28 protein-coding genes and 2 pseudogenes are annotated in these 23,511 nt (G+C 60.2%); 14 read left to right on the forward strand and 16 right to left on the reverse strand.

The window, feature by feature from the left end; genetic code table 11:
* The first annotated feature begins 19 nt into the window (after positions 1-19).
* Entirely contained in the window at positions 20-235 is a 216-nt protein-coding gene (locus FHT77_RS20740) for a hypothetical protein (protein ID WP_040674191.1), read from the forward strand.
* Between the two features lie 89 nt (positions 236-324).
* Positions 325-1,332, forward strand: a complete 1,008-nt coding sequence (locus FHT77_RS20745) for a ketopantoate reductase family protein (RefSeq protein WP_183756793.1) — start codon at positions 325-327, stop codon at positions 1,330-1,332.
* An 83-nt stretch (positions 1,333-1,415) separates the two neighbouring features.
* Here FHT77_RS20745 and FHT77_RS20750 read toward each other — a convergent pair whose 3' ends face one another.
* A complete protein-coding gene (locus tag FHT77_RS20750; protein WP_183756794.1) occupies positions 1,416-2,573 on the reverse strand; it encodes a pyridoxal phosphate-dependent aminotransferase in 1,158 nt (385 codons plus the stop codon).
* 210 nt (positions 2,574-2,783) lie between these two features.
* On the opposite strand from FHT77_RS20750, the gene FHT77_RS20755 reads away from it, so the two are divergent.
* The 5 genes from FHT77_RS20755 (at position 2,784) to aat (ending at position 6,601) form a co-directional block, all read left to right on the forward strand.
* On the forward strand, positions 2,784-3,542 hold the full coding sequence (locus tag FHT77_RS20755; RefSeq protein WP_183756795.1) for a DsbA family protein: 759 nt from the start codon (positions 2,784-2,786) through the stop codon (positions 3,540-3,542).
* Between the two features lie 144 nt (positions 3,543-3,686).
* Complete coding sequence (gene aroQ / locus FHT77_RS20760; protein WP_183756796.1) at positions 3,687-4,124, forward strand: type II 3-dehydroquinate dehydratase; 438 nt, start codon at positions 3,687-3,689, stop codon at positions 4,122-4,124.
* 22 nt (positions 4,125-4,146) lie between these two features.
* Positions 4,147-4,623, forward strand: a complete 477-nt coding sequence (accB, locus tag FHT77_RS20765; RefSeq protein ID WP_183756797.1) for an acetyl-CoA carboxylase biotin carboxyl carrier protein — start codon at positions 4,147-4,149, stop codon at positions 4,621-4,623.
* Positions 4,624-4,633: 10 nt separating this feature from the next.
* Positions 4,634-5,980 carry an acetyl-CoA carboxylase biotin carboxylase subunit gene (accC, locus tag FHT77_RS20770; RefSeq protein ID WP_183756798.1) on the forward strand — a complete coding sequence of 449 codons (1,347 nt, stop codon included), beginning with the start codon at positions 4,634-4,636 and terminating at the stop codon, positions 5,978-5,980.
* A gap of 6 nt (positions 5,981-5,986) precedes the next feature.
* Entirely contained in the window at positions 5,987-6,601 is a 615-nt protein-coding gene (gene aat / locus FHT77_RS20775) for a leucyl/phenylalanyl-tRNA--protein transferase (RefSeq protein ID WP_183756799.1), read from the forward strand.
* Positions 6,602-6,604: 3 nt separating this feature from the next.
* On the opposite strand, the gene FHT77_RS20780 is transcribed toward aat, so the two are convergent.
* From FHT77_RS20780 to gatB, 5 genes are all read right to left on the reverse strand, one after another.
* On the reverse strand, positions 6,605-7,036 hold the full coding sequence (locus FHT77_RS20780) for a DUF2155 domain-containing protein (RefSeq protein ID WP_183756800.1): 432 nt from the start codon (positions 7,034-7,036) through the stop codon (positions 6,605-6,607).
* Positions 7,037-7,140: 104 nt separating this feature from the next.
* Complete coding sequence (locus FHT77_RS20785) at positions 7,141-7,539, reverse strand: NADH:ubiquinone oxidoreductase subunit NDUFA12 (RefSeq protein WP_016553662.1); 399 nt, start codon at positions 7,537-7,539, stop codon at positions 7,141-7,143.
* Positions 7,540-7,643: 104 nt separating this feature from the next.
* On the reverse strand, positions 7,644-8,105 hold the full coding sequence (locus FHT77_RS20790) for a GNAT family N-acetyltransferase (RefSeq protein ID WP_183756801.1): 462 nt from the start codon (positions 8,103-8,105) through the stop codon (positions 7,644-7,646).
* A 5-nt stretch (positions 8,106-8,110) separates the two neighbouring features.
* On the reverse strand, positions 8,111-8,614 hold the full coding sequence (locus tag FHT77_RS20795; protein WP_183756802.1) for a GNAT family N-acetyltransferase: 504 nt from the start codon (positions 8,612-8,614) through the stop codon (positions 8,111-8,113).
* Between the two features lie 5 nt (positions 8,615-8,619).
* The gene (gene gatB, locus FHT77_RS20800; RefSeq protein WP_183756803.1) at positions 8,620-10,122 is read right to left on the reverse strand and encodes an Asp-tRNA(Asn)/Glu-tRNA(Gln) amidotransferase subunit GatB; all 1,503 of its coding nucleotides are present in this window, start codon (positions 10,120-10,122) and stop codon (positions 8,620-8,622) included.
* Positions 10,123-10,261: 139 nt separating this feature from the next.
* Between gatB and FHT77_RS20805 the strand changes: the two are divergent.
* Positions 10,262-10,611, forward strand: a pseudogene (locus FHT77_RS20805) (DUF1294 domain-containing protein).
* Here FHT77_RS20805 and FHT77_RS20810 read toward each other — a convergent pair.
* Entirely contained in the window at positions 10,570-11,076 is a 507-nt protein-coding gene (locus tag FHT77_RS20810; RefSeq protein WP_183756804.1) for a GNAT family N-acetyltransferase, read from the reverse strand. The pseudogene FHT77_RS20805 and the gene FHT77_RS20810 overlap by 42 nt on opposite strands.
* A 291-nt stretch (positions 11,077-11,367) precedes the next feature.
* Here FHT77_RS20810 and FHT77_RS20815 point away from each other — a divergent pair, with 291 nt between their 5' ends.
* A complete protein-coding gene (locus tag FHT77_RS20815; protein ID WP_037127427.1) occupies positions 11,368-11,625 on the forward strand; it encodes a YjhX family toxin in 258 nt (85 codons plus the stop codon).
* Positions 11,626-11,664: 39 nt separating this feature from the next.
* Here FHT77_RS20815 and FHT77_RS20820 read toward each other — a convergent pair.
* The 4 genes and pseudogenes from FHT77_RS20820 to FHT77_RS20835 all read right to left on the reverse strand — a co-directional run bounded on the left by FHT77_RS20820 (position 11,665) and on the right by FHT77_RS20835 (position 14,693).
* Positions 11,665-11,940 (reverse strand): annotated as a pseudogene (locus tag FHT77_RS20820) (hypothetical protein).
* 100 nt (positions 11,941-12,040) lie between these two features.
* Positions 12,041-13,522 carry an Asp-tRNA(Asn)/Glu-tRNA(Gln) amidotransferase subunit GatA gene (gene gatA / locus FHT77_RS20825; RefSeq protein ID WP_183756805.1) on the reverse strand — a complete coding sequence of 494 codons (1,482 nt, stop codon included), beginning with the start codon at positions 13,520-13,522 and terminating at the stop codon, positions 12,041-12,043.
* Between the two features lie 54 nt (positions 13,523-13,576).
* Positions 13,577-13,864, reverse strand: a complete 288-nt coding sequence (gene gatC / locus FHT77_RS20830) for an Asp-tRNA(Asn)/Glu-tRNA(Gln) amidotransferase subunit GatC (RefSeq protein WP_016553653.1) — start codon at positions 13,862-13,864, stop codon at positions 13,577-13,579.
* 124 nt (positions 13,865-13,988) lie between these two features.
* Positions 13,989-14,693, reverse strand: a complete 705-nt coding sequence (locus FHT77_RS20835) for a metal-dependent hydrolase (RefSeq protein WP_183756806.1) — start codon at positions 14,691-14,693, stop codon at positions 13,989-13,991.
* Positions 14,694-14,811: 118 nt separating this feature from the next.
* On the opposite strand from FHT77_RS20835, the gene ruvX reads away from it, so the two are divergent.
* Positions 14,812-15,306 (forward strand): Holliday junction resolvase RuvX, encoded by a 495-nt coding sequence (gene ruvX / locus FHT77_RS20840; protein WP_183756807.1) that lies wholly within the window; start codon positions 14,812-14,814, stop codon positions 15,304-15,306.
* Here ruvX and FHT77_RS20845 read toward each other — a convergent pair.
* From FHT77_RS20845 to FHT77_RS20860, 4 genes are all read right to left on the reverse strand, one after another.
* Complete coding sequence (locus FHT77_RS20845) at positions 15,243-15,575, reverse strand: DUF6105 family protein (protein ID WP_183756808.1); 333 nt, start codon at positions 15,573-15,575, stop codon at positions 15,243-15,245. The two genes, ruvX and FHT77_RS20845, sit on opposite strands and share 64 nt — an antisense overlap.
* A gap of 294 nt (positions 15,576-15,869) precedes the next feature.
* Positions 15,870-16,532: a TetR/AcrR family transcriptional regulator gene (locus tag FHT77_RS20850; protein WP_183756809.1), complete on the reverse strand. Its 663-nt coding sequence runs from the start codon at positions 16,530-16,532 to the stop codon at positions 15,870-15,872.
* Positions 16,533-16,681: 149 nt separating this feature from the next.
* Complete coding sequence (locus tag FHT77_RS20855; RefSeq protein WP_183756810.1) at positions 16,682-17,299, reverse strand: GNAT family N-acetyltransferase; 618 nt, start codon at positions 17,297-17,299, stop codon at positions 16,682-16,684.
* Positions 17,299-18,948: an acyl-CoA dehydrogenase family protein gene (locus tag FHT77_RS20860; RefSeq protein WP_183756811.1), complete on the reverse strand. Its 1,650-nt coding sequence runs from the start codon at positions 18,946-18,948 to the stop codon at positions 17,299-17,301. Before FHT77_RS20860 ends, FHT77_RS20855 begins: the two co-directional genes overlap by 1 nt.
* A 181-nt stretch (positions 18,949-19,129) precedes the next feature.
* On the opposite strand from FHT77_RS20860, the gene FHT77_RS20865 reads away from it, so the two are divergent.
* From FHT77_RS20865 to dprA, 4 genes are read left to right on the forward strand one after another with little or no spacing between them, the layout of a single operon-like run.
* Positions 19,130-20,086, forward strand: a complete 957-nt coding sequence (locus tag FHT77_RS20865; RefSeq protein ID WP_037127400.1) for an aspartate carbamoyltransferase catalytic subunit — start codon at positions 19,130-19,132, stop codon at positions 20,084-20,086.
* Entirely contained in the window at positions 20,083-21,372 is a 1,290-nt protein-coding gene (locus FHT77_RS20870; protein WP_183756812.1) for a dihydroorotase, read from the forward strand. Before FHT77_RS20865 ends, FHT77_RS20870 begins: the two co-directional genes overlap by 4 nt.
* A 19-nt stretch (positions 21,373-21,391) precedes the next feature.
* The gene (plsY, locus tag FHT77_RS20875) at positions 21,392-22,012 is read left to right on the forward strand and encodes a glycerol-3-phosphate 1-O-acyltransferase PlsY (RefSeq protein ID WP_183756813.1); all 621 of its coding nucleotides are present in this window, start codon (positions 21,392-21,394) and stop codon (positions 22,010-22,012) included.
* Position 22,013: 1 nt separating this feature from the next.
* The gene (gene dprA / locus FHT77_RS20880) at positions 22,014-23,162 is read left to right on the forward strand and encodes a DNA-processing protein DprA (RefSeq protein WP_183756814.1); all 1,149 of its coding nucleotides are present in this window, start codon (positions 22,014-22,016) and stop codon (positions 23,160-23,162) included.
* A 5-nt stretch (positions 23,163-23,167) separates the two neighbouring features.
* On the opposite strand, the gene FHT77_RS20885 is transcribed toward dprA, so the two are convergent.
* Complete coding sequence (locus FHT77_RS20885) at positions 23,168-23,347, reverse strand: hypothetical protein (RefSeq protein ID WP_183756815.1); 180 nt, start codon at positions 23,345-23,347, stop codon at positions 23,168-23,170.
* Positions 23,348-23,511: the final 164 nt, after the last annotated feature.

Here is a 23,511-nt window from a genome sequence, read left to right on the forward strand (position 1 = left end):
AGAGAGGAGTACCGTGCAGATGCCTACATCAGCCACCCGCCAGTCAGTTACCCCTCCAAACGAGCACATCCTAACAGCCCAGGAGGCCTTGGAACCGCTCTTCCTCAAGATCGAAGAGGAGGCCGAGGTCCGGATGATCGGCGCCGCCATTCGCGCTGGCTGGTCTGCAGAAGACGCGGTGGCAGCCATCGATGAGCTTCGCCGCAACGAACTTCTTCCCCGCGGCGGCCACTAAAAAGCTTGGGCGGCTTCAAAATATCACTCGCCTTGAAGGAGGGATGACCTAAGTTCTGCGCGGTCCATCAAACGCGGAAAGATCATCCCATGCCCTTCAAGAATATCTGCATCTTCGGAGCCGGTGCACTCGGCGGCGCCATCGCTGCCAAGCTTGCCTCGTCGCTCGGCGCAGAGGCAACAGTTTCCGTTGTTGCTCGAGGCGCCCATCTGGCCGCCATCCGAAGCGAGGGGCTGCGTCTCATCGAACCCGGTGCGGAAGCACCACTCACCGTGAACCTTGCAGCGACAGACGATCCCCGAGAACTGCCGCCACAGGATCTCGTTATTACCGGGTTGAAAGGACATCAGCTCAGTGCCGCAGCGGAAGGCATCGGCGGCCTACTGAAGGACGGCACGCGCGTCATGATGATCCTGAATGGCATTCCGTGGTGGTATTTTCATCGCGATCAGGACAGCGGTCATGCGGAACTGCAGTTTGAGGAGCTCGACGAGGGCGGCAAGCTATGGCGTTATGTCGGCCCGCAGCGCGTAGTCGGTTGCGTCGCCCATCAGGGAGCCGAAGTCAGCAGGCCCGGCGAAGTCAGGCTCAGCAACAGAGGCCATTTCATTCTCGGCGAGCCCTCCGGCGAAATCACCGCTGATTTGGGTGACATCGAGGCGCTGCTGCAGCGCGCCGACATCGGCGTGAAACTCTCGAGCCGCATCCGCGATGATATCTGGAGCAAGCTGATGGGCAATGCCTCCTTCAACCCGATCAGCGCTCTCACCAGATCGTTAATGTCCGATCTGATGGCGGATGCCGCCATCGCGGATCAGATCGGCAAGGTCATGAAAGAGGTGAAGGCCGTTGGGGAGGCACTCGGGGCGAACGTGGGAATGTCGGTAGAACAGCGACTGGAACAAGCCCGACAGATCGGGCCGGTGCGCACTTCGACGCTGCAAGATCTCCTTGCGGGAAAGTCGCTCGAGATAACGCCGCTGGTGGGAATGGTCGTTTCACTCGGCCGCCTGACTGCAACTCCGACGCCGGTTTCCGAAACGATTCTGGCTCTTGTGTCGCAACTCGACCTCGAAAATTGCCGTCCCGCGAAGTGAATGCGAGAGCCGAGCAGCCTGCCGAACCCCCGGCAAGCTGCTTACAAGTTAATCGAGAAAATCTTGGCAAGCCACTGGGATATCTACTTCAGCCAGTCGGCCATGCGGTCAACTGCTTCGACGATTTCGACTTCCGAGCCGGCATAAGACATGCGCATCGATCGATTGCCCTCCAGTGGGTCGAAATCCAGGCCCGGCGTTGCAGCAACATTGATCTCGGCCAACATGCGCTTGGCAAACGCCATGCTGTCATTGGTGAACCGGGTGACATCGACATAGGCATAGAAGGCGCCATCCATCGGCGACGCGATCGATAGCCCGATTTCCGGCAGACGCTTCAATAGAAACTCGCGATTGGCCGCATAGCTCGCCTTGTAGATATCCAGTTCCGCGCTCGCGCCGAGCGCCGCAGTAGCCGCAATCTGTGAGAGTTCGGGTGGCGAGATGTATAGGCTTTGTGCAACGCGCTCGATCGGGCGCACCAGCCGCTCGGGCAGCACCATCCAGCCGATGCGCCAGCCGGTCATGCAATAGTACTTGGAGAACGAGTTGATTACGATCGCTTCATCGGTCAATTCCAGCGCGCTGTTTTCCTCGCCGGCAAACGTCAGCCCGTGGTAAATCTCGTCTGAAATGAATGCGATCGACTCGGCTGAGCAGTAGTCAGCCAGCACCTGCAGTCCCTGGCGACCGGTTACCGTACCCGTCGGATTGGCAGGGCTCGCCAGCAGCACGCCCTTCAGCTTGACATTGTTTGTCTTTTGCGCGGCCTCAAGGCTTTCGGGCGTCAAAGTAAAATGAGTTTCGGCCGTCACCGGCACCTCGATCACTCTGAGACCAAGCGCGCCGAGAATGTTTCGATAAGCGGGATAGCCCGGCCGGGCGATCGCAACCGCGTCTCCGGAATCAAACAGCGAAAGAAACGCAAGGTTGAAGCCAGCGGAGGAACCGGTAGTTATCGCGATGCGTGAGGGATCGATTTCCAAAGCGTGTCTGTCACGATAATGCGCGGCCAATGCATGTTTCAGCCTTGTCGTGCCGAGCGCGTCCGTGTAGCCGATCTTGCCTTCGACAAGTGCTGCCCGCGCAGCCTCCAGTGCAGCGCGGGGCGCGGGATGAGAGGGCTGGCCAACAGCCATGGAGATGACGGGATGACCGCTTGCTCGCCGCTTCGTCGCTTCGGCCAAGACATCCATGGCATGAAAGGGCTCGACTTCGCTGCGTTGGGAAATAGAAAACAAGGTCGCTTCTCTCTAACTTTGCGTGCGGCCAGACAATTGCCGCAATAATCGGATCATCACAATCCCGCGATTGAACAGCGGATACGAAAATTCCTGTTTGAAGACGACAGGACGCACCGTAACTTGGCGGCATCGGAGTTCCGCCGTTAACCGTGCAGTGTTATCCGGCGCCTAGAACGACGCATACGAACTGCTGATAACGAGGATATAATGGCCATACTTCCGAAAATCTTCACCGCGCTGGCGTTTACTGCGTCGGTGGCAGCAGCCTATCCGGCGGCAGCACTCGATGACGCGCAGAAGAAGGAGTTCGGCGAGTTCATCAAGCAATACCTGATCGAAAACCCAGAGATCATGCTCGACGTTCAGGATGCCCTGCAGAAAAAGCAGGAACAGGCGCGCCTCGTTAAAGCCAACGCCGTAATCTCCGACAACAAGTCGACGATTTTCGATTCGAAGTATGACGTGACGATCGGCAATCCGAAGGGCGACATCACCATCGTCGAATTCTTCGATTACAACTGCGGCTATTGCCGGCATGCCCTTTCCGACATGCAGACGATGCTCGAGAAAGACAAGAACGTCCGCTTCGTGCTCAAGGAATTCCCGATCCTCGGCCCGGAATCTGTCGCTGCCCACAAGGTTTCCGACGCCTTCCGCAAGCTGGCGCCGCAGAAGTACAGCGCGTTCCACATCGCCCTGCTCGGCAGCGATGGGCGCGCCGATGAAGCGAGTGCCATAGAAGTCGCCGAGACGCTTGGCGTCAGCGAAAAGCAGATCCGCGACGAGATGGCCAAGAGTTCGAGCGACGCGTCCGTGAAGGAGACCTATCAGCTCGCCCAGAGCCTCGGCATCACCGGCACGCCGTCCTATGTGATCGGCAACGAACTGGTTCAGGGCGCGGTCGGTTTCGACGACCTTGAGACCAAGGTCAAGAACATGCGCGCCTGCGGCAAGACAAGTTGCTGATAGGGCGCCCATCAAATCGCCAAAATCGAAGTGTTTCAGCCATGTGGACAAATATGGCGCGATTCGGGCTGCGTTTCCCAAAGGGCTTTCATTAGGCCCGTCGGGAGTCTATAGGTTGCCGTCTCGCATCTATTGGAACATTCGATGACGCAAACGATTTTCGTCCTGAACGGGCCCAACCTGAACATGCTCGGCAAACGAGAGCCCGGCATCTATGGCGGCAAGTCGCTTCAGGATATCGAGGCGGATTGCAAGGCCGCCGGGCGCGAGCTCGGCTTCGATGTCGATTTTCGCCAGAGCAATCACGAAGGTACGCTGGTCGACTGGTTCCACGAAGCCAACGATAAGGCAGTTGGCGTGGCGATTAATGCCGGCGCCTACACGCATACCTCGGTTGCGCTCCACGATGCAATTCGCGCTATTTCCATTCCGGTGATAGAGCTCCATATCTCCAACGTCCACGCGCGGGAAGAATTCCGCCACAAGTCGATGATTGCGCCAGCGGTGAAGGGCGTTATCTGCGGCTTCGGGCCTTACAGCTATATTCTGGCGCTGCAGGCGCTGAAGAATCTTACGGCATAAAAAGAAGACAGGGCAAACACTCATGGCTGAGAAGAAAAACGGTATCGACCAGGCGCTGATCCGCGACCTCGCGAACATCCTCAACGACACGGATCTGACGGAAATCGAAGTCGAGCAGGAGGATCTGCGCATCCGCGTTTCGCGCGCCGGCAACACCCAGTACATTCAGGCTCCGATGGCTGCGCCCGCGTTTGCGGCGGCTCCGGCTCCCGTCGCCGCAGCAGCCCAGGCTGCCGCAGCGCCTGCGGCCCCTGCACGCAACCCTGCCAACACCGTCAGCGCTCCTATGGTCGGCACCGCCTACATGGCTCCCGCTCCGGGCGCGCGCGCCTTCATCGAGCTCGGCGCGACCGTGAAGGAAGGCCAGACGCTGCTCATCATCGAAGCGATGAAGACCATGAACCAGATTCCTTCGCCGAAATCCGGCAAGGTTACCGAAATCCTCGTCGAGGACGGAAGCCCCGTCGAATACGGCCAAGCCCTCGTCGTCATCGAATAAGGCGGGCGTCATGGTCTCGAAAATCCTCATTGCCAACCGCGGGGAAATCGCGCTTCGCGTGCTGCGTGCCTGCAAGGAGCTCGGCATTCCCTGCGTCGTGGTTCACTCGACCGCGGACGCCGACGCCATGCATGTGCGTCTGGCCGACGAGAGCGTCTGCATCGGTCCTCCGCCTTCGCGCGACAGCTATCTGAACATCCACCAGATCGTTGCCGCCTGCGAAATCACCGGCGCCGATGCGGTGCATCCGGGCTATGGCTTCCTGTCCGAAAACGCCAAGTTTGCGGAGATCCTGGAAGCGCACGGCATCACCTTCATCGGCCCGACGGCGGAACATATCCGCCTCATGGGCGACAAGATCACCGCCAAGACGACGGCCCAGGAACTCGGCATCCCTGTTGTTCCGGGCTCAGATGGCGAAGTGAAGACCGAGGAAGACGCGCTACGGACTGCAGCCGAAATCGGCTATCCGGTTCTGATCAAGGCAACCGCTGGCGGCGGCGGCCGCGGCATGAAGGTCGCAAAGTCCGAAGCCGACCTGATCGAAGCCTGGTCGACGGCCCGCACCGAAGCGGCTGCCGCTTTCGGCAACGACGCCGTCTACATGGAAAAGTATCTCGGCAAGCCACGCCACATCGAAATCCAGGTGTTCGGCGATGGCGAGGGCAATGCGATCCATCTCGGCGAACGCGATTGCTCGCTGCAGCGCCGCCACCAGAAGGTGTGGGAAGAAGCAAATTCGCCTGCCCTCAACGTCGAACAGCGCATGAAGATCGGCCAGGTTTGTGCCGATGCCATGAAGAAGCTGAAGTATCGCGGCGCCGGGACGATCGAGTTCCTGTACGAGAACGGTGAGTTCTATTTCATCGAAATGAACACCCGTCTGCAGGTGGAGCATCCGATCACCGAAGCGATCACTGGCATTGACCTCGTTCACGAGCAGATCCGTGTCGCCTCCGGCGGCGGACTTTCCGTGAAGCAGGAAGAAATCAACTTCCATGGCCATGCCATCGAGTGCCGCATCAACGCCGAGGACGCGCGTACTTTCGTACCCTCTCCTGGCACGATCACGCACTTCCATGCGCCGGGCGGTCTTGGAGTGCGCGTCGATAGCGGTGCCTACCAAGGTTACAAGATCCCGCCTTACTACGACAGCCTCATCGGCAAGCTCATTGTATTCGGTCGCACCCGCGTTGAATGCATGATGCGTCTGCGCCGCGCACTCGATGAGTTTGTCGTCGATGGCATCAAGACGACGCTACCGTTGTTCCAGGATCTGGTGGATAATCAGGATATCGCTAACGGCGACTACGACATCCATTGGCTGGAAAACTATCTGGCCCAAAAACCGGCGTAACAGAGAATGGCAGGATCGCGCAGGAAATCTCCAGGCATCACACCGGAAATTCTCCTGCGCGCCTATTCGATCGGTCTCTTCCCGATGGCCGAATCGGCTGATGACCCAGAGATATTCTGGGTCGAGCCCGATCTTCGCGGTGTCCTACCGCTCGAAGAATTCCACGTCTCCAAAAGCCTCGCCAAGACCATTCGACGCAAGCCGTTCGATATCCGCTTCAACCACGATTTCGATGCGGTCATCGCAGCCTGTGCGGCAGAGACCGGGGACAGGCCGAGTACCTGGATCAATCAAACGATCAAATCGCTCTACTCCACGCTGCATCGGATTCGGCACGCGCACTCGGTAGAGGCGTGGGACGGGGAGGAACTCGTCGGCGGACTGTACGGCGTATCGCTGGGCTCGGCGTTCTTCGGTGAAAGTATGTTTTCCCGGCGGACAAACGCCTCGAAGATCTGCCTCGTTCATCTCGTAGAGCGGCTGCGGGCCAAGAGTTTTACCTTGCTCGATACCCAATTTACGACCGAGCACCTCAAGACTTTCGGAGCCATAGACGTTCCGAAGGATGAGTACACCCACATGCTGGCAGCAGCGATGGCTTCGCCGAACCTCGAATTCTGAAATTTAGTTAGCCGCTTTGTCGGGTGCGGGAACGTCCGAGTTCTGCTTGCAGTCTTTCAGCCAGACGTCGTAGATCGGGTGCTCGACGGCATTGAGACCGGGGCTGTCGGCGAACATCCAGCCGGTGAAGATACGGCGGATCTTGCGGTCCAGTGTGATCTCGTCGACTTCCACGAAGCCGTCGATCTTCTGCGCTTCGGCCTGATCGCGCGAATAGCAGGCCTTCGGCGTCACCTGCAGCGCGCCGAACTGCACGGTCTCGTTGACGTAGACGTCGAAGGTCGTGATGCGGCCGGTGATCTTGTCGAGACCGGAGAACACGGCAACCGAGTTCTCGATCCGGGCAGCGGAGACGACTTGTGGGAGAAGCGTTGAGCCAAGCGCCAGGGAAATCCCGGCGGCACGCAGGATCTGGTTCCGCGTGAAAAGCTTCATATCTGCCCGTCTCCACAGCATCTTAAAATCGAAGGCCGCAATCGCTGCGGCCATTCTGCGGGTAATGGTCAATTGTGGCTAAAAGCGGGGCTGTCGCCGCGCGCTCAGTTGCCAGGCGTCCAGGCGTCGTAGTCGCCGGTCACCCGCGGACGTTCACCAGGAACGACCAGCGAGCCGGGCGGGCGATAGGCCTGCGGCGAACCCGTCGGGTTGGCACGGTGCGGCTTCTGCCATTCCTTCGCAACATAGTTTTCCTGGGTCGGCGGAACATTGGTGCGGTGATGCATCCAGCCATGCCAGCCCGGGGGAATAGCGGAAGCTTCGGCATAGCCCTTGTAAATGACCCAACGCTTCGGGAGACCGTAGGACGACATGCCGCCTTCGTAGTAAACGTTGCCCAATTCGTCTTCACCGACGCGCTTGCCGAAACGCCAGGTCGCGAAGCGCGTACCGATCGTCTGACCGTTCCACCAGGTGAAGATTTGCACGAGGAGATTCTTCATGTCTTTTCCTTGAGCTAGCCGGACGGCAAGCGGGACCAGAATTTGATCCCTCGCTTATGCCGCCAGCGAGGTGCATTGTCCAGTGATTCCAGTGTCACACCGGTTCATTTCAGCGCCATCTTGAAGCCGAGATGAGATTGCTTGAAGCCAAGTCGCTCATAGAAGCGGTGGGCGTCCTTGCGACCGGCATTCGAGGTTAGTTGAACGAGGCGCAGGCCGCGACGTTTTGCCTCCGCGATGGCAAACTCGATCATCTCAGCGCCAATACCCTGCCCACGCATGTCACCACGCGTCTGCACCGCCTCGATGATCATCGACGACGAACCGCGACCAACCAGCGACGTGACGATCATTGTCTGGAACGTGCCGACAACCTGCCCCTCCCGTTCAGCGACATATAGCGTCTGATTGCGTGATAAGGCGATCCGCTCGAACGCTCTGAGATAGTCGCCGAAGGCCTCGGGCGCAGTCGTGTCGCCGTGGCCGCCGAGATCATCGGCGGCAAAGATCGCCACAAGCGCAGCAACGTCGGCGCTACGCGCTTCGCGAATAATGGTTTGGGTCATGATGGTTAGCGCAGTTCCAGGGGCTTTTCGAGGATCAGGGTCGGTATGCCGGACTGCCCCGGTCCGTCGTTTTCATTGCGGCCGACATCCTCGAAACCGTGGGCATGGTAGAAGGCGATAGCCGCAGCATTCTGCGGCTCTATTTCCAGACGCATGATTTCTGCATCGGGAAAACAGGTTTCCAACTCGGCGAAGATCTCGCGCCCGATGCCCTGCCGATGCAGAGGTGGACGGACATAGAGCAGATGAAGCATGACGGTCTTCGTCATTTCATCCGACATGGCGGCATAACCGATGCCGCCGATATCCTTGCCATTGTCGGCAACGAGGAACTCGGCATTCTTCTTCGCCAGCCGCGCCTGCAGCGCAGCCGGCGAAAACAGATGGCCAACGAGATCCTTCACCTTCGCTTCGCCATAGAGGCCCGCATAGGTCGCGCGAAACCCCTCATCCAACAAAGTGCGCATCTTGCTAAGATCACCCTCGCTGGCAGTGCGCACGAAATACACAGTCCCTACTCCTCGATGCCGAGCTTCGCCTTCACGAGAGCCTGGACAGCCTGCGGGTTTGCCTTACCGCCGGTCGCCTTCATGACCTGACCGACGAACCAGCCGGCCAGTGTCGGCTTGGCCTGAACCTTGGCGACTTGATCCGGGTTGGCGGCGATGATTTCGTCGACGGCCCGCTCGATCGCACCGGTATCGGTCACCTGCTTCATGCCTCTGACTTCGACGATCTCGGCGGGATCGCCGCCCTCGTTCAGCACGATTTCGAACAGGTCCTTCGCGATCTTTCCTGAAATAGTCTCCGCCTTGATGAGGTCAATGATCGCACCAAGCTGAGCCGGCGAAACGGAGGTCTCCTCGATGCTCTTGCCGGTGCGGTTCAGGGCACCGAGCAGGTCGTTGATGACCCAGTTAGCGGCCGCCTTGCCGTCGCGGCCTTCGGCCACGGCCTCGAAATAGTCGGCAATCGCCTTTTCCGAGACCAGAACGGAAGCGTCGTAGATCGACAGACCAAGTTCGCGCACGAAGCGCTCCTTCTTGTCGTCCGGCAGTTCCGGAAGGTCGGCTGCGAGCGCCTTGACGAAGGCATCGTCGAACTCGAGCGGCAACAGATCCGGATCCGGGAAGTAGCGGTAGTCGTGTGCGTCTTCCTTGGAGCGCATCGACCGCGTCTCGCCCTTGTTCGGGTCGAAGAGACGGGTCTCCTGCTCGATTGCGCCGCCATCTTCGAGGATGCCGATCTGGCGCCGGGCTTCGTATTCGATCGCCTGGCCGATAAAGCGGATGGAGTTGACGTTCTTGATCTCGCAACGCGTGCCGAACTCTTCGCCCGGGCGACGGACCGAGACGTTGACGTCGGCACGCATCGAGCCCTCGTCCATGTTGCCGTCGCAGGTGCCGAGGTAACGCACGATCGAGCGCAACTTCGTCATGTAGGCCTTGGCTTCATCCGACGAGCGCATGTCAGGCTTGGAGACGATCTCCATCAGCGCGACGCCCGAGCGGTTGAGGTCGACATAGGACATGGTGGCATGCTGGTCGTGCAGCGATTTGCCGGCGTCCTGTTCCAGATGCAGGCGCTCGATGCCGATCTCGATGTCCTCGAACTGGCCCTGACGATCTGGGCCGAGCGAGATCACGATCTTGCCCTCGCCGACGATCGGATCCTTGAACTGCGAAATCTGATAGCCCTGCGGCAGGTCGGGATAGAAGTAGTTCTTGCGGTCGAAGATCGAGCGCTTGTTGATCTGCGCCTTGAGACCAAGGCCAGTGCGGACGGCCTGCCTGACGCATTCCTCATTGATGACGGGCAGCATGCCGGGCATGGCCGCATCGACGAGCGAGACGTTGGAATTCTGCGGCTTGCCGAATTCAGTCGCAGCGCCTGAGAACAGCTTCGAGTTCGACAGGACTTGCGCATGGACTTCCATGCCGATGATGACTTCCCAGTCGCCGGTGGCGCCGGGAATGAAGCGTTTCGGATCAGGCGTGCGAACGTCGACAATGGTCATTGGGATGCTCTTTTTAAGGCTGTTCTTTTCAACTGGTGAGGTAACGGAAATGGCCTGCGGGTGCAAGGCTTTCGGCTGTGCGTCACAGCAAGCCGGGCGGTTTGGTGCATGTTAACGCAATGGCTCTAGCGTGATTTGAATGACAGCGATTGATATTCTCAAGATCATCGGGCTCTTCGTGGCGTTGAATGCCTTCGCGTTCTCGATCTACTTCCTCGACAAGCAGGCTGCCCGCAATCGTCGGCGCCGGATCAGTGAGAGGACCTTGCTCACGCTCGCTTTCATCGGTGGCAGCGTGGGGGCTGTTTGTGCGCAAAGGCTTCTTCGGCACAAAACGCAGAAGGAACCGTTCCGGTCGTTCCTAAGGCTATCGTCATGTTGCATGTGATGGTGGCGGCGCTCCTGCTATCGAGCACTCTCGGCTACTTCACCCTGGAAGGCGCGTTCTTAAACCAGGCCGTAGGTGCCGTCGTCCCCGGATACCAGTGACTTTGACAATCCGACTGACGGGACATCGCGATCGAGCTTGGGATTGTAGGCAATCGATAGCCAATGAATTGCATACCCACGCTTCTGGAAAAAGCCGATCGCTTCGGAGTTGCCCGAGTGCGTCTGCATCATTGCTGTATCGAAGCCCTGCTCGGCTATATCTTTCTCGATATCCTGCAAGAGTGCGGTCCCAAGACCGTGACCCGTGAAGGCGGGATCGATCCAGAAATCCGAGATCTTTTCGTCAAGTGTCTCGCGTGCCGCCCATCCGGCTGCATGCCCATTCCATTCGACGACGGTGACGGTGATCCAGCTCCCCGCAACGAAGTTGAAGAACGCGCTTCGAGCGGCATCCACCATGGCATCTCCTTCACCGATGGATGCCATCGCCTTCTGCCAGGCCCTTACTCCGATCTCGCTCAAAAGCTCCGCTTCGCCTTCCCGGGCATTGCGAATGTGGATCAACGGCACCTCCGACGTTCCACTGAGTAAAGCACCGAATCGCCCGGTTATCCAAGCCTCATGTTTCGAGCGCGAGGCACGGTGCAAAGATCCTCCACCGGTTGCAAAACTTGACGGAATGCCGTCCAGCCGGTATCAAGGCCGCATGTTGAACTCATCCTCTGAGACCCGGTAGAGGCCCTGCCCGCAGGCTTTCTGCGCGCATGGGCCCGAAAAAAGCGAAGCCATGACGTCCCCCGGGACGCCAGATCGTTTTTACGCGCCTAGTCGGCGCCATACCGGATCAACATATCCATGGATATTTCACGCACGGAGCAGCGTATCCTGCACCTATTGGCCCAGGGCGGCCGCATTGAAATCGAACGCGACGACAACAGGAAAATCGAGACAGTGAAGTGTTTCACCCGCGACGGCTGGGTCTACCCCGGCTTTGGCCTCGAGTTGTTTCGCAAATTGAAGCAGAAGCGGGCGATCAAATCCTCGGGCGGTAAGCCCTATCGGATTACCGAGCGAGGACTGGTTCTCGTGAGAGCGGAGCAGGATAACAGGTAGCCTTTGACATTCAGCCGCGCGTTGTCCCGGCGCGCGGCTTCACCGAAAGGCTACAAGCGCTGCCTTCATCACCGACCATTCCTCGGCCATGGTGCCGGTCCCGCGGCGTTTTCCAGCGCGGCGGTATCAATAGTCAGCATTCCAGTCGTCGCCTTCGATTCGATGGCAAATCGCATGTCCCCAGTCGAAAGGCGCCTCGCCCTCATGCGCCTGGCAGATCTCGTGCACCGCCTGCCACTCCGCGCCCATGACGAATCCCACCGCTGCGAGGCGATCGAGCGCCTCGATCATATCAGTCAGATCCTGTTTGGACATAAGGCTCCTCCCGAACTGCACCTTTGGTCGAGAACCGTAGAACGGACTTCGCCGACCATGTGATGGTCGGCGACGGTCATTTCCCGGATTTCAGGCTCACTTACCACCACTTGGCAGGCGTGAACTTGCCTGCCGCCTGCTCGATTACGTGCGCCGTCTTGAACAGCGTCTCTTCGTCGAAGGGCTTGCCGATCAGCTGCAGACCGAGCGGCAGGCCGCTGTGATCCAGGCCCGCAGGAACGGCAATACCCGGCAGCCCGGCCATGTTCACCGTCACGGTGAAGATGTCGTTCAGATACATCTTAACCGGATCGGAGGCGAGGTTCTCATCGGCGACGCCGAAGGCCGACGACGGTGTCGCGGGCGTCAGGATCGCATCGACGCCGGCGTTGAACGCCAGTTCGAAGTCGCGCTTGATCAGCGTGCGCACCTTCTGGGCCTTGATGTAGTAAGCGTCGTAGTAGCCAGCGGACAGAACGTAGGTGCCGATCATGATGCGGCGCTTGACTTCCTTGCCGAAGCCAGCAGCACGCGTCTTTTCGTACATGTCGACGATGTCCTTGCCATCGACCCGCAGGCCGTAGCGGACGCCGTCATAGCGGGCAAGGTTCGAGGAGGCTTCTGCCGGAGCGACGATATAATAGGCCGGCAAGGCGTACTTGGTGTGCGGGAGCGAGATGTTGACGATCTCGGCGCCGGCATCCTTCAGCCAGGCAATGCCCTGCTGCCAGAGCGTTTCGATTTCCTCAGGCATGCCGTCGACGCGGTATTCGTTCGGGATACCGATTTTCATGCCCTTCAGCGACTGGCCGAGTGCGGCCTCGTAGTCCGGAACCGGCAGGTCGACCGAGGTCGTGTCCTTGGGATCGACGGACGCCATGGACTTCAAGAGGATCGCGGCATCGCGCACATCGCGCGCGATCGGGCCGGCTTGATCGAGCGACGAAGCGAAGGCGACCGTGCCCCAGCGCGAGCAGCGGCCATAGGTTGGCTTGATTCCAACGGTGCCGGTGAAGGCAGCAGGCTGGCGGATCGAGCCGCCGGTATCGGTTGCCGTGGCACCAGCGCAGAGGTGGGCTGCTACTGCGGCAGCCGAACCGCCGGACGAGCCGCCCGGCACCAGTTGCTGGTTGGATCCGCCCGAGCGCCAGGGATTGATCACCGCGCCGTAGTAGGAGGTCTCGTTGGAAGAGCCCATGGCGAACTCGTCCATGTTGAGCTTGCCGAGCATGACAGCGCCGTCGTCCCACAGGTTCTGGGTGACGGTTGACTCGTAGTGCGGCTTGAAACCGTCAAGGATGTGGCTGCAAGCCTGTGTATGGATACCTTCGGTGGCGAACAGGTCCTTGATACCGAGCGGGATGCCTTCGAGCTCACCGCCCTTGCCGCCGGCGAGACGCGCGTCGGAGGCTTCCGCCATCTGCAGCGCCTTCTCGGGCGTGACCTTGATGTAGGCGTTGAGTTTGTCGTTGGCCGCCTCGATCGCCGAAATATAGGCTTCGGTCAGTTCGGTCGCTTTGATTTCCTTGGCGCGCAGCTTCGTGCGGGCTTCGGCAATGGTCAGGCTGGTGAGTTCGCTCATGGTAATTCGCTTCAAATCTGGGATGGCAACGCAGGTCGGAAAACGGCGATGGCCTTATTCGACGACTTTGGGTACCAGGAAGAAATTCTGATCGGTGACAGGCGCGTTCGAGACGATGTCGGCAGCCTTGTTGCCGTCGGTCACATCATCGGTGCGCTTCTTCATCTCCATCGGCGTGACCGATGTCATTGCCTCGACGCCCTCGACGTCGACTTCGGAGAGCTGCTCGACGAAGCCGAGGATGCCATTCAGCTCACCCACCATGCGATTTGCCTCTTCTTCGGTGACGGCAATACGGGCAAGGCGCGCTACGCGCTTAACGGTGGCAAAGTCGACGGACATGGTATTCTCCGGATAGGATTTTTCCTACCCGCTATAAAGGCCATGCCCGCTGTGCGCAACGGGCATGGCCCTTGGATTGCGTAGAATTCCGCTGCCGAAATCGGAGCGGTTTTGCTGACGTAACCTAGACGGAAAGGCTCTCGCCGGGCTTCGGCGTCCTCACCGCGGTCGTCGATCCATCCATACCCGAGACAAATTTCTCCGGCGTCTGGTCAATGATCGGGAAGGTGCCGTAGTGGCAGGGTATCGCCGTCTTGAAGTTGAAGTAGCGCTGGCAGGCCAGCGCCGCGACCGCGCCGCCCATCGTGAAGCGGTCGCCGACCGGCACCAGCCCGATATCCGGCTGATGCAGTTCATTGATCAGCGCCATGTCCGAGAAGATGTCGGTATCGCCCATGGCGAGGATGGAGGCTTCCTCGTCGAAATGCAGCATCAGGCCGTTGGCGTTGCCGAGGGCATGCGAAACGCCGTCCTCGGTGATCTGGGCGGAGGAATGCAGCGCGTTGGTGAAGGTTGCCGAGAAACCGTCGAACGAAATGGTACCGCCGGTGTTCCCCATTTCGAGCTTCGTCAATCCCTTCGAGCCCAGCCACGAGGCAAGGTCGGCGTTGGCGAGAACGACCGCGCCGGTCTCCTTGGCGAGCGCTACGGTGTCGCCGACATGATCGCCGTGACCGTGGGTCAGCAGGATGTGGGTGACGCCGCTTGCGACATCCTTGAGGTTCTGCCCAGCGAAGGAGGAATTGTGCGTGAGAAACGGATCCAGCAAGATTTTCGCCTTCCCGATCTCGATGCGGAAAGCGGAGTGACCGAGCCAAGTGATCTTCATAAAATGTCTCCTTCGATTATCGGATGCAAAAGCCTGTTTTGCTGGCTATGGACATATCGGATGCGGTCGCAAAGAAAAGCGTCACCGCTTCAATTTCTTTTGACAGGATGAAACGACGATGACGGTGCTGACGATCGAAGAACTCTCAACTGCGTTGCAGCCGGGACAGGCGATCGCCGGTCTCGATCTCGGCACGAAGACGATCGGGCTTTCGATGTCCGATCTCGGTCGGCGTTTTTCGACGCCGCGGCCGGTCATCAAGCGCGAAAAATTCACGATCGATGCGACGACGTTGCTGGAGTTTGCCGCTAAGGAAAAGGTCGCCGCCTTTGTGATTGGTCTGCCAATGAACATGGACGGATCGGCCGGACCGCGCGTTCAGGCGACGCGCGCCTTCGTGCGCAACATGGAGCAGAAGACCGACCTGCCGTTCGTCTACTGGGACGAGCGGCTGTCGACGGTCGCCGCCGAGCGGGCGCTGCTCGAGATGGACGTATCACGCAGGCAGCGTGCGGAGCGGATCGACTCGGCAGCGGCAAGCTTCATTCTTCAGGGAGCGCTGGACAGGCTATCGTTGCTCGGCAGAACGGCATCGGGCGATTTTGACGCGTGACGTGCACGCCACCAGGCGGCAATTGCCTTGCGTCGGCGGAACCCAATGATTGCGAAGACGACAAGACTGTCCACGACGATCGCGCGGGCAACCAGCGGCGGAATGGTTTCCGGCGGAATGCCGAGCACCCTGCCATAAATCTCGAAGGTCAGGTCATGCACCTGCCGGCTCAGCATGAAGATGCCGAAGTTCATGTCGTAGTACGAAAGCCAGTACCATCCCGCCAGGAAGACAATGGGACCGGCCCAGAAGATCAGGAACCACTTCATGCGGTCGTCTCTCGTTCTCGTCGAACGGATAGTCCCTCGGAAGAAACCGCCCATATCGACAACGCCATCGAACCCAGAACCAGCGCCGGCACAGCGATATCCAGCGCAAGCACAGCGAAAAACATCATCGCGGCAACAAGAAACGCGGCTCTCGCGATTTTGGTTCCCATGGTCCCAGACACCCAACATTTTGGACTGCCTGGCAAACTGACTTCTTAACCGGGAGCGCGCAACGTAAACCATTTGTTAAGGTTAACGCGCGCCGGGACACCTGTGGAAAGACTGTGGTCCGCCTCAGCCGTAAACGCCGCGAACGATGCGTTTCAGAGCCGTTGCAGCCTTCTCCCAATCCTTCGACGTTTTCAGAGCCAGTCCGGCGCACTGACCGCCGGCCGATGCGGAAAGAACGAGATGCTGGATGGCCGCGATCAGAAGCGCATTGACGGCCACAACGTCGACGCCCTTTGGCGGCGTCAGCGATCCCCGCATGCGATCGAGCCAGTTTGCCAGGGCCTTCGACCGCGCCTCCGAAAGCCGCCTGACCTGCTCGGTGTTTTCGGAAACCTCCCAGGCAACGATTCGGCGAACAAGCGGATCATCCCGCAACGCCTCGAGGAAAAGCAGCGACAGCCGCTCCATGAGGTCGCCGTAGGTCAGGAGAAACATGCCACCGGTATCCTCGGGAATGCGGTCCTTGACCCAATTGCCGAGATCGGCGCCGATCGCTTCCACGAGGCCGTTCAAACCGCCGTAATAGCGGTAGATCAGCTGCTTGTCGCAGCCGGCGCGGCGGGCGACCGCGTTGATGCCAAAATTCTGGAATCCTTCTTCCGCCAGCAACGACTTGGCTGCGTTCAGAATTGCCTTCTCGGTAGCGCTTCGATCGCGGATACGCTTTTCCGGTTCGACACGGATTGCGTCGGCAATGGGCGCAAGCACCATGGGGTCGTTCAGCATGAGGGATTCGGTCCAGTTGTCACTTTGCGGTGAGTAACAACGCCACAGATCAGCGGCAACGGACGTGTCTTGCAAAGATTGTGGACAGTTCGCGAAAGATGGCAACGATTTCAAAGTGTCACCATACGGCGACATTTAGTTGCCTGTTCTTATAGCCTCTGTCCAAACCAGACCGTTCGGTCGGAAGCGTCGACCAATGGCGGGCCAAGTCGGCTGAACCCGCGGGAGCCCCAAAAACGCAAAGCGCCATAATTGTTGGCATTGGCGCCGAGGTGGACGGCTTCGACGCCGGCCTCCCTTGCATTCTTCAGCCATCGGTCGAGGAGCTTCGTGCCCATCCCCTGCCCCTGTAAACGCGGCAGCAGGTTCATGTGGATGTGCGCGGGAAAGGCTTCGACGAGCGCAGCAGGCGCCGAAGAGGGATGGTGGATCGCGGAAATGCGTTTCTGATCGGCGTCCCAGCTCTCGGGATCGCCCTGCGGATCGCTGTACGCCCGACGAAGTGCCGGCCACCAATCGCGCTCAAGCCGCTGTTCGAATGCATTCGTGTCGAACACGCCGACGATGTAGCCGGCAACGCCTTCGGAGTCCTCTGCCACGAAAGCGGTTTCAGGGCTCAGCAGCACGTAGGGTGCCGAATAAATATGTCCGATCAGCTTGCCGTCGCGATGTAATCCGGTCGCATCGCTGCCGGCGTCGCCCGTCACGAGCGAGATCCGATAGATCTGCTCAAGATCGTCGGCGCGGACGGGACGCAACACAGTCATCAGCTTGCCGGCGGATAGAGAAGATCGACGATGTAGCTGGCGTCAAAGCGCGAATCCAGCATGCCGTAGGTCGAGCGCCAGCCGCCTGCAAGACGGGTTTCGATGAAGGCATCGGCGATCCGCCCTGCCCCCAGGCGATAGAGTTCGGCCGCACCGGCGGCGAGCGCCAGCTGTTCGACGAGCAGGCGTGCAGCGCCCTCGTCCCGCTCGCAAAGCGCCATGGCGGCGCGCAGCACGTCGATGGTCTTCTTGCCGGCCGGTCCGAGATCGCGCGCGAGACCTGCGAATACCGTTTCGAAAAGGTCCTTGCCGCGGTTCAGGATGCGTAGCACGTCGAGTGCCATGACATTGCCCGAGCCTTCCCAGATCGCGTTAACGGGCGCTTCGCGATAGTGGCGGGCGATCGGGCGCTCCTCGATGTAGCCGCTTCCGCCGATGCATTCCATCGCCTCGTAAATGAGAGATGGCGCGATCTTGCAGCACCAGTATTTCGCGACCGGCGTCATGACGCGGGCGTATGCCGCCTCTTCGGCGCTGCCGCGTGCCCGATCGAAGGCATCGGCAAGGCGGAAGGACAGCGCCGTCGCAGCCGCTACATCGAGGGCCATATCGGCCAGGACGCGCGTCATGATCGGCTGGCTCACCAGCATCTTTCCGAAAACGCTGCGGCCACGGGTGTGGTGTACGGCTTCTGCGAGCGAGGCGCGCATGATGCCCGAGGAGGCCAGCGCGCAGTCCAGCCGCGTCAATGTCACCATGTCGAGAATAGTGCGGATACCGCCATCCGGCGTGCCGAGCAGGAAGCCGAACGTATCGTTGAATTCGACTTCCGACGAGGCATTGGAGCGATTGCCGACCTTGTCCTTCAGGCGCTGGAAGTGCAGGCCGTTCGCCGAACCATCCTCCAGAAGACGTGGAACGAGGAAGCAGCCCATCCCATCCTTCGTCTGCGCCAGCATCACGAAGGCGTCGCTCATCGGCGCCGACATGAACCACTTGTGGCCGGACAGACGATAGATGCCTTCGCTGACCTTCTCCGCCGTCGTCGTGTTGGCGCGAACGTCGGTGCCGCCCTGCTTCTCGGTCATGCCCATGCCGATCGTCACGGCGGACTTCTGCATGGCAGGCTTGTTGGTGGAATCATATTTGCGCGAGAGGATCTTCGGTGCCCAGTCCTTCTGCACGGCCGGCGAAGCCGAAAGCGCTGCGACCGAGGCACTCGTCATCGTCAGCGGGCAGAGATGGCCGGATTCCAACTGCGCCGTCAGATAGAAGCGCGCTGCCCTAACCTTGTGCGCCTGGTTTTTGGCCTCAGTGTCCGCCTGCGGATCCCAGACAGACGAATGCAGCCCCGACGACATCGAACGGCGCATCAGCGCGTGCCAGGCCGGATGGAACTCGACAACATCGAGCCGCTCGCCGCGCGGACCATGCGTGCGCAGCTGCGGCACGCCCTGATTCGCCATGCGCGCCAGCTCCTGCGCCTCCGGAGAGGTCACGTACCGGCCCATGTTGTCGAGATCGTCGCGGATCCCACGCGGCAGCGTGCCGGTCAGGTCGACGATCAGCGGATCGGACCTGTAGGCGTTGATGCCGGACCACAGGCTCGGCTGGTTGAGTTCGGCAAGTTTCTCTTCGGCGGGCGTCATGAATCGCTTCTAGTGCAAGAGGCAGGCAAAGGGAAACCGGAAGTTACAATTTCCCTGTCCTCTGCAATAGTTGAATTCGGGCAAAATTGCAGGGGGAGACGGGCCTTTGCCCACAGCGCAAGCTTGCCGCCGCCCGGCTCACTCTTTATAGACCCCGCAGACGACAGCAAGAGGCAGGTTCATGGTCTTCTTTCCCCACCGCCACCTCATCGGTATCAAAGGGCTCACAGAGCAGGATATCACCTTTCTCCTCGACAAGGCCGACGAGGCCGTCAAGATCAGCAGGCAGAGAGAGAAGAAAACGTCGACCCTTCGCGGCCTGACTCAGATCAATCTCTTTTTCGAGGCGTCGACGCGCACGCAGGCCTCCTTCGAGCTTGCCGGGAAACGCCTAGGCGCCGACGTGATGAACATGTCGGTCGGCAATTCCTCGGTGAAGAAGGGCGAGACCCTGATCGACACGGCAATGACGCTGAACGCGATGCGGCCCGATGTGCTCGTGATCCGCCATTCCAGCGCCGGGGCTGCTGCCCTGCTCGCACAGAAGGTTTCCTGCTCGGTGGTCAACGCCGGCGACGGCCAACATGAGCATCCGACGCAGGCCCTCCTTGACGCTCTGACGATCCGCCGCGCCAAGGGCAAGCTGTCGCGCATTATCGTCGCGATCTGCGGCGACGTGCTGCATTCGCGCGTGGCGCGGTCGAACATCCTATTGCTGAACGCCATGGGCGCACGCGTGCGCGTCGTAGCGCCAGCAACCCTGCTGCCATCAGGTATCGCCGACATGGGCGTTGAGGTCTTCCATTCCATGAAGGAAGGTCTGAAGGACGCCGACGTTGTGATGATGCTGCGTCTGCAGCGCGAGCGCATGTCCGGCGCCTTTGTGCCATCGGTGCGCGAATACTATCACTTCTATGGGCTCGACGCGGAAACGCTAAAAGCGGCGAAGGAAGATGCGCTTGTCATGCATCCCGGCCCGATGAACCGTGGCGTCGAGATCTCCTCCGAGGTCGCGGACGGACCGCAGAGCGTGATTGCCGAACAGGTGGAAATGGGGGTCGCCGTGCGCATGGCCGTCATGGAGACGCTGCTGGTCTCGCAAAATCAGGGCCCCCGCACCGAAGGAGCCGGCGCATGAAGAACTCGATCGTCCTCAAGAACGTTCGCATCGTCGACCCCTCGCGCAATCTCGATGAAATAGGCACGATTGTCGTCAACGATGGCGTGATCGTTGCGGCCGGCGCGGACACGCAGAACCAGGGAACACCTGATGGCGCCGATGTGCGTGATTGCACCGGCCTCGTTGCCGCGCCTGGCTTGGTGGATGCGCGTGTCCATATCGGCGAACCGGGTGCCGAGCATCGCGAAACCATCGCCTCGGCAAGCCGCGCGGCAGCGGCCGGCGGCGTTACGTCGATCATCATGATGCCGGATACCGATCCCGTCATCGACGACATCGCGCTTGTCGAGTTCGTCAAGAAGACGGCGAAGGACAATGCCCTCGTCAACGTCTATCCGGCGGCGGCGATTACCAAACATCTTGCCGGCGAAGAAATGACCGAGATCGGCTTGCTGATGGAAGCCGGCGCCGTCGCGTTTACCGACGGTCGTGCGAGCGTCCATGACACGCAGGTGCTGCGTCGCGTGATGACCTATGCACGCGAGTTCGGCGCCGTCATCTCCTGCGAGACCCGCGACAAATATCTGGGTGCCACCGGGGTCATGCATGAGGGACTGTTTGCCAGCTGGCTCGGTCTCGGGGGTATCCCGAAGGAAGCAGAACTCATCCCGCTCGAACGCGACCTGCGCATCGCCAAGCTGACACGCGGCAACTACCACGCCGCGATGATCTCCGTGCCGGAATCGGTCGAGGCGATCGAGCTTGCCCGCAGCCGTGGTGCGCGCGTTACCTGCGGGATCTCGATCAACAATCTTTCGCTGAACGAAAACGACATCGGCGAATACCGCACCTTCTTCAAGCTCTATCCGCCGCTGCGCTCCGAAGATGATCGTATGGCGATGGTGGATGCGCTGGCGCGCGGTGCGATCGATATCATCGTCTCCTCGCACGACCCGCAGGACGTTGACACGAAACGCTTGCCGTTCGGTGAAGCAGCCGACGGCGCGATCGGTCTCGAAACGATGCTCGCGGCGGCGCTGCGCTTGCATCACAGCGGCCAGGTCAGCCTGATGCGGCTGATCGATGCCATGTCGACGCGGCCGGCGCAGATTTTCGGCCTCGAGGCCGGCACGCTGAAGCCGGGCGCGAAGGCGGATATTGCGCTGATCGATCTCGATGACCCTTGGCTTGTCTCGAAGGACATGCTTCTTTCCCGCTCGAAGAACACGCCGTTCGAAGACGCACGCTTCAGCGGACGCGCTGTAGCGACCTACGTCGCCGGGCAGTGCGTGCACACGATATAAAAAGACCACCGGAGGGAACATGGTCTCGGATCTCATGACCTGGCAGATTACGCTGCCGATCGCACTCGCGGCGGCTGCCATCGGCTACCTGCTCGGCTCCATCCCGTTCGGCCTGATCCTGACGAAGGCTGCCGGGCTCGGCGACGTCCGCAGCATCGGATCCGGCAATATCGGCGCAACCAATGTGCTCAGAACCGGCAACAAGAAGCTTGCAGCCGCAACGCTCCTCCTCGATGCGCTGAAGGCATCGGCCGCCGCCTGGATCGTCGGCTATTTCCTGGGCAACGAAGCAGCCCTGATTGCAGGTTTCTTCGCCTTCATCGGTCACCTCTTTCCGGTCTGGATCGGCTTCAAGGGCGGCAAGGGTGTCGCCACCTACATCGGGACGCTGCTCGGCGTCGCGCCGATCATGGTTCTCGTCTTCGCCTTGGTCTGGTTGGCAGTCGCCTTTACGACCCGGTACTCGTCGCTTTCAGCACTGGTTGCAATGCTTGTCATTCCGGTTGCATTGTGGATACTGGGCGCCGAGAAGGTTGCAGCTGTTATGGCCATCATGACGCTAATCTCCTACTGGAAACACAAGACCAACATCTCCCGCCTGATGAGCGGAACGGAAAGCAAGATCGGGGCGAAGGGATAGAATGGACGCTCGCAGCGCAAGGCCAAAGGGAATTGCGCTGACGGAACGCCAACGCATCGCGTGGCTGCGTCTCATCCGCTCTGACAATGTCGGGCCGGCGACCTTTCGCGACCTCATCAATCATTTCGGATCCGCCGAGACGGCGCTGGCCGCTCTGCCCGAACTCTCGGCACGCGGCGGGGCGACGCGCTCCATCCGGATCGCAACGGAGAGCGAGGCGCACAAGGAGTTGGAGGCTGCGCGTCGCTTCGGCGCCCGGTTCGTCGGCATCGGCGAGCCGGACTATCCCCAAGCGCTGAAGCAAGTCGACGGTGCGCCGCCGTTGCTCGCCGTCAAAGGCAATCTCTCGGTTTCCCCGCAGCCGGCCGTCGGCATCGTCGGCTCGCGCAACGCCTCCATTAGCGGCGCCAAGTTCGCCGCGACGATCGCGCGCCAATGCGGCCAAGCAGGCTATGTCGTCGTCTCCGGCCTTGCACGCGGCGTCGACACGGCAGCGCATCGCGCAAGCCTCGACACGGGAACGGTGGCTGCGATGGCCGGAGGTCTGGACCAACCCTATCCGCCGGAGAATGCCGGTCTGCTTGATACCATCTGGAATGGCAACGGGCTTGCCATCAGCGAAATGCCCTTCGGCTGGAAGCCGCGCGCACGCGACTTTCCGCGCAGAAACCGGCTTATCGCCGGCGTTTCGCTGGGCGTCGTTGTCGTAGAAGCGGCGATGCGCTCGGGTTCGCTGATCACGGCAAGGCTGGCCGGCGAATTCGGCAGGCTGGTTTTCGCGGTGCCGGGTTCACCACTCGATCCCCGCTGTCATGGCACCAATGGATTGCTGAAAGACGGTGCGATGATTGTCACGACACCGGATGACGTCACCGAAGCTCTGGCACCAGTCTCACAGATCGAACGCTACTCCGCGCCGGTCGCCGAGGAGCCGGAACGCGACGGCGGCCGCTCCATGCTCCCGCCTGATGATTCCGATCGCTCGCTTATCGTCGATGCACTCGGCCCGACGCCGGTCGAGATCGACGACGTCATCCGCCATACCGGTTTGCCGGCGGCTTCGGTCTATCTCGTCCTGCTGGAGCTTGATATCGCCGGACGGCTTCATCGCCATCTCGGCGGTTTCGTCTCTCTTGCTATGGGCGACTGAGATCCCTACATCCGGGCCTGAAGATCGCCGGCCTCCACATAGGCCATCTCGATCAGATAGCAGAGCATATCGGCGTCCTCTTTTTCCGCCACCCGCCGCAACTCAGCGAGCATCTGCCTGATGAAGGCGATGTTCTCATGCGAGCCGGATCGTCCGGTATCTTTCTTTGCGAACTTGGCCGCCATGGGATAGTCTCTGACGAAAGAGAGGCGCTGCCTTTCGGCTAGCCCGAACCACACTTCAAAAACGATACCTCAATTATCAGAAATTGCAATACGTTTGCGATCTCGTATTGGTTGTATCGCGTTGTAATGCGTAAAAATGCAGTCAGACCACTTGACCGAAACGA

Origin of the sequence: Rhizobium sp. BK181, assembly GCF_014193305.1 — a bacterium.
Lineage (GTDB): Bacteria > Pseudomonadota > Alphaproteobacteria > Rhizobiales > Rhizobiaceae > Rhizobium.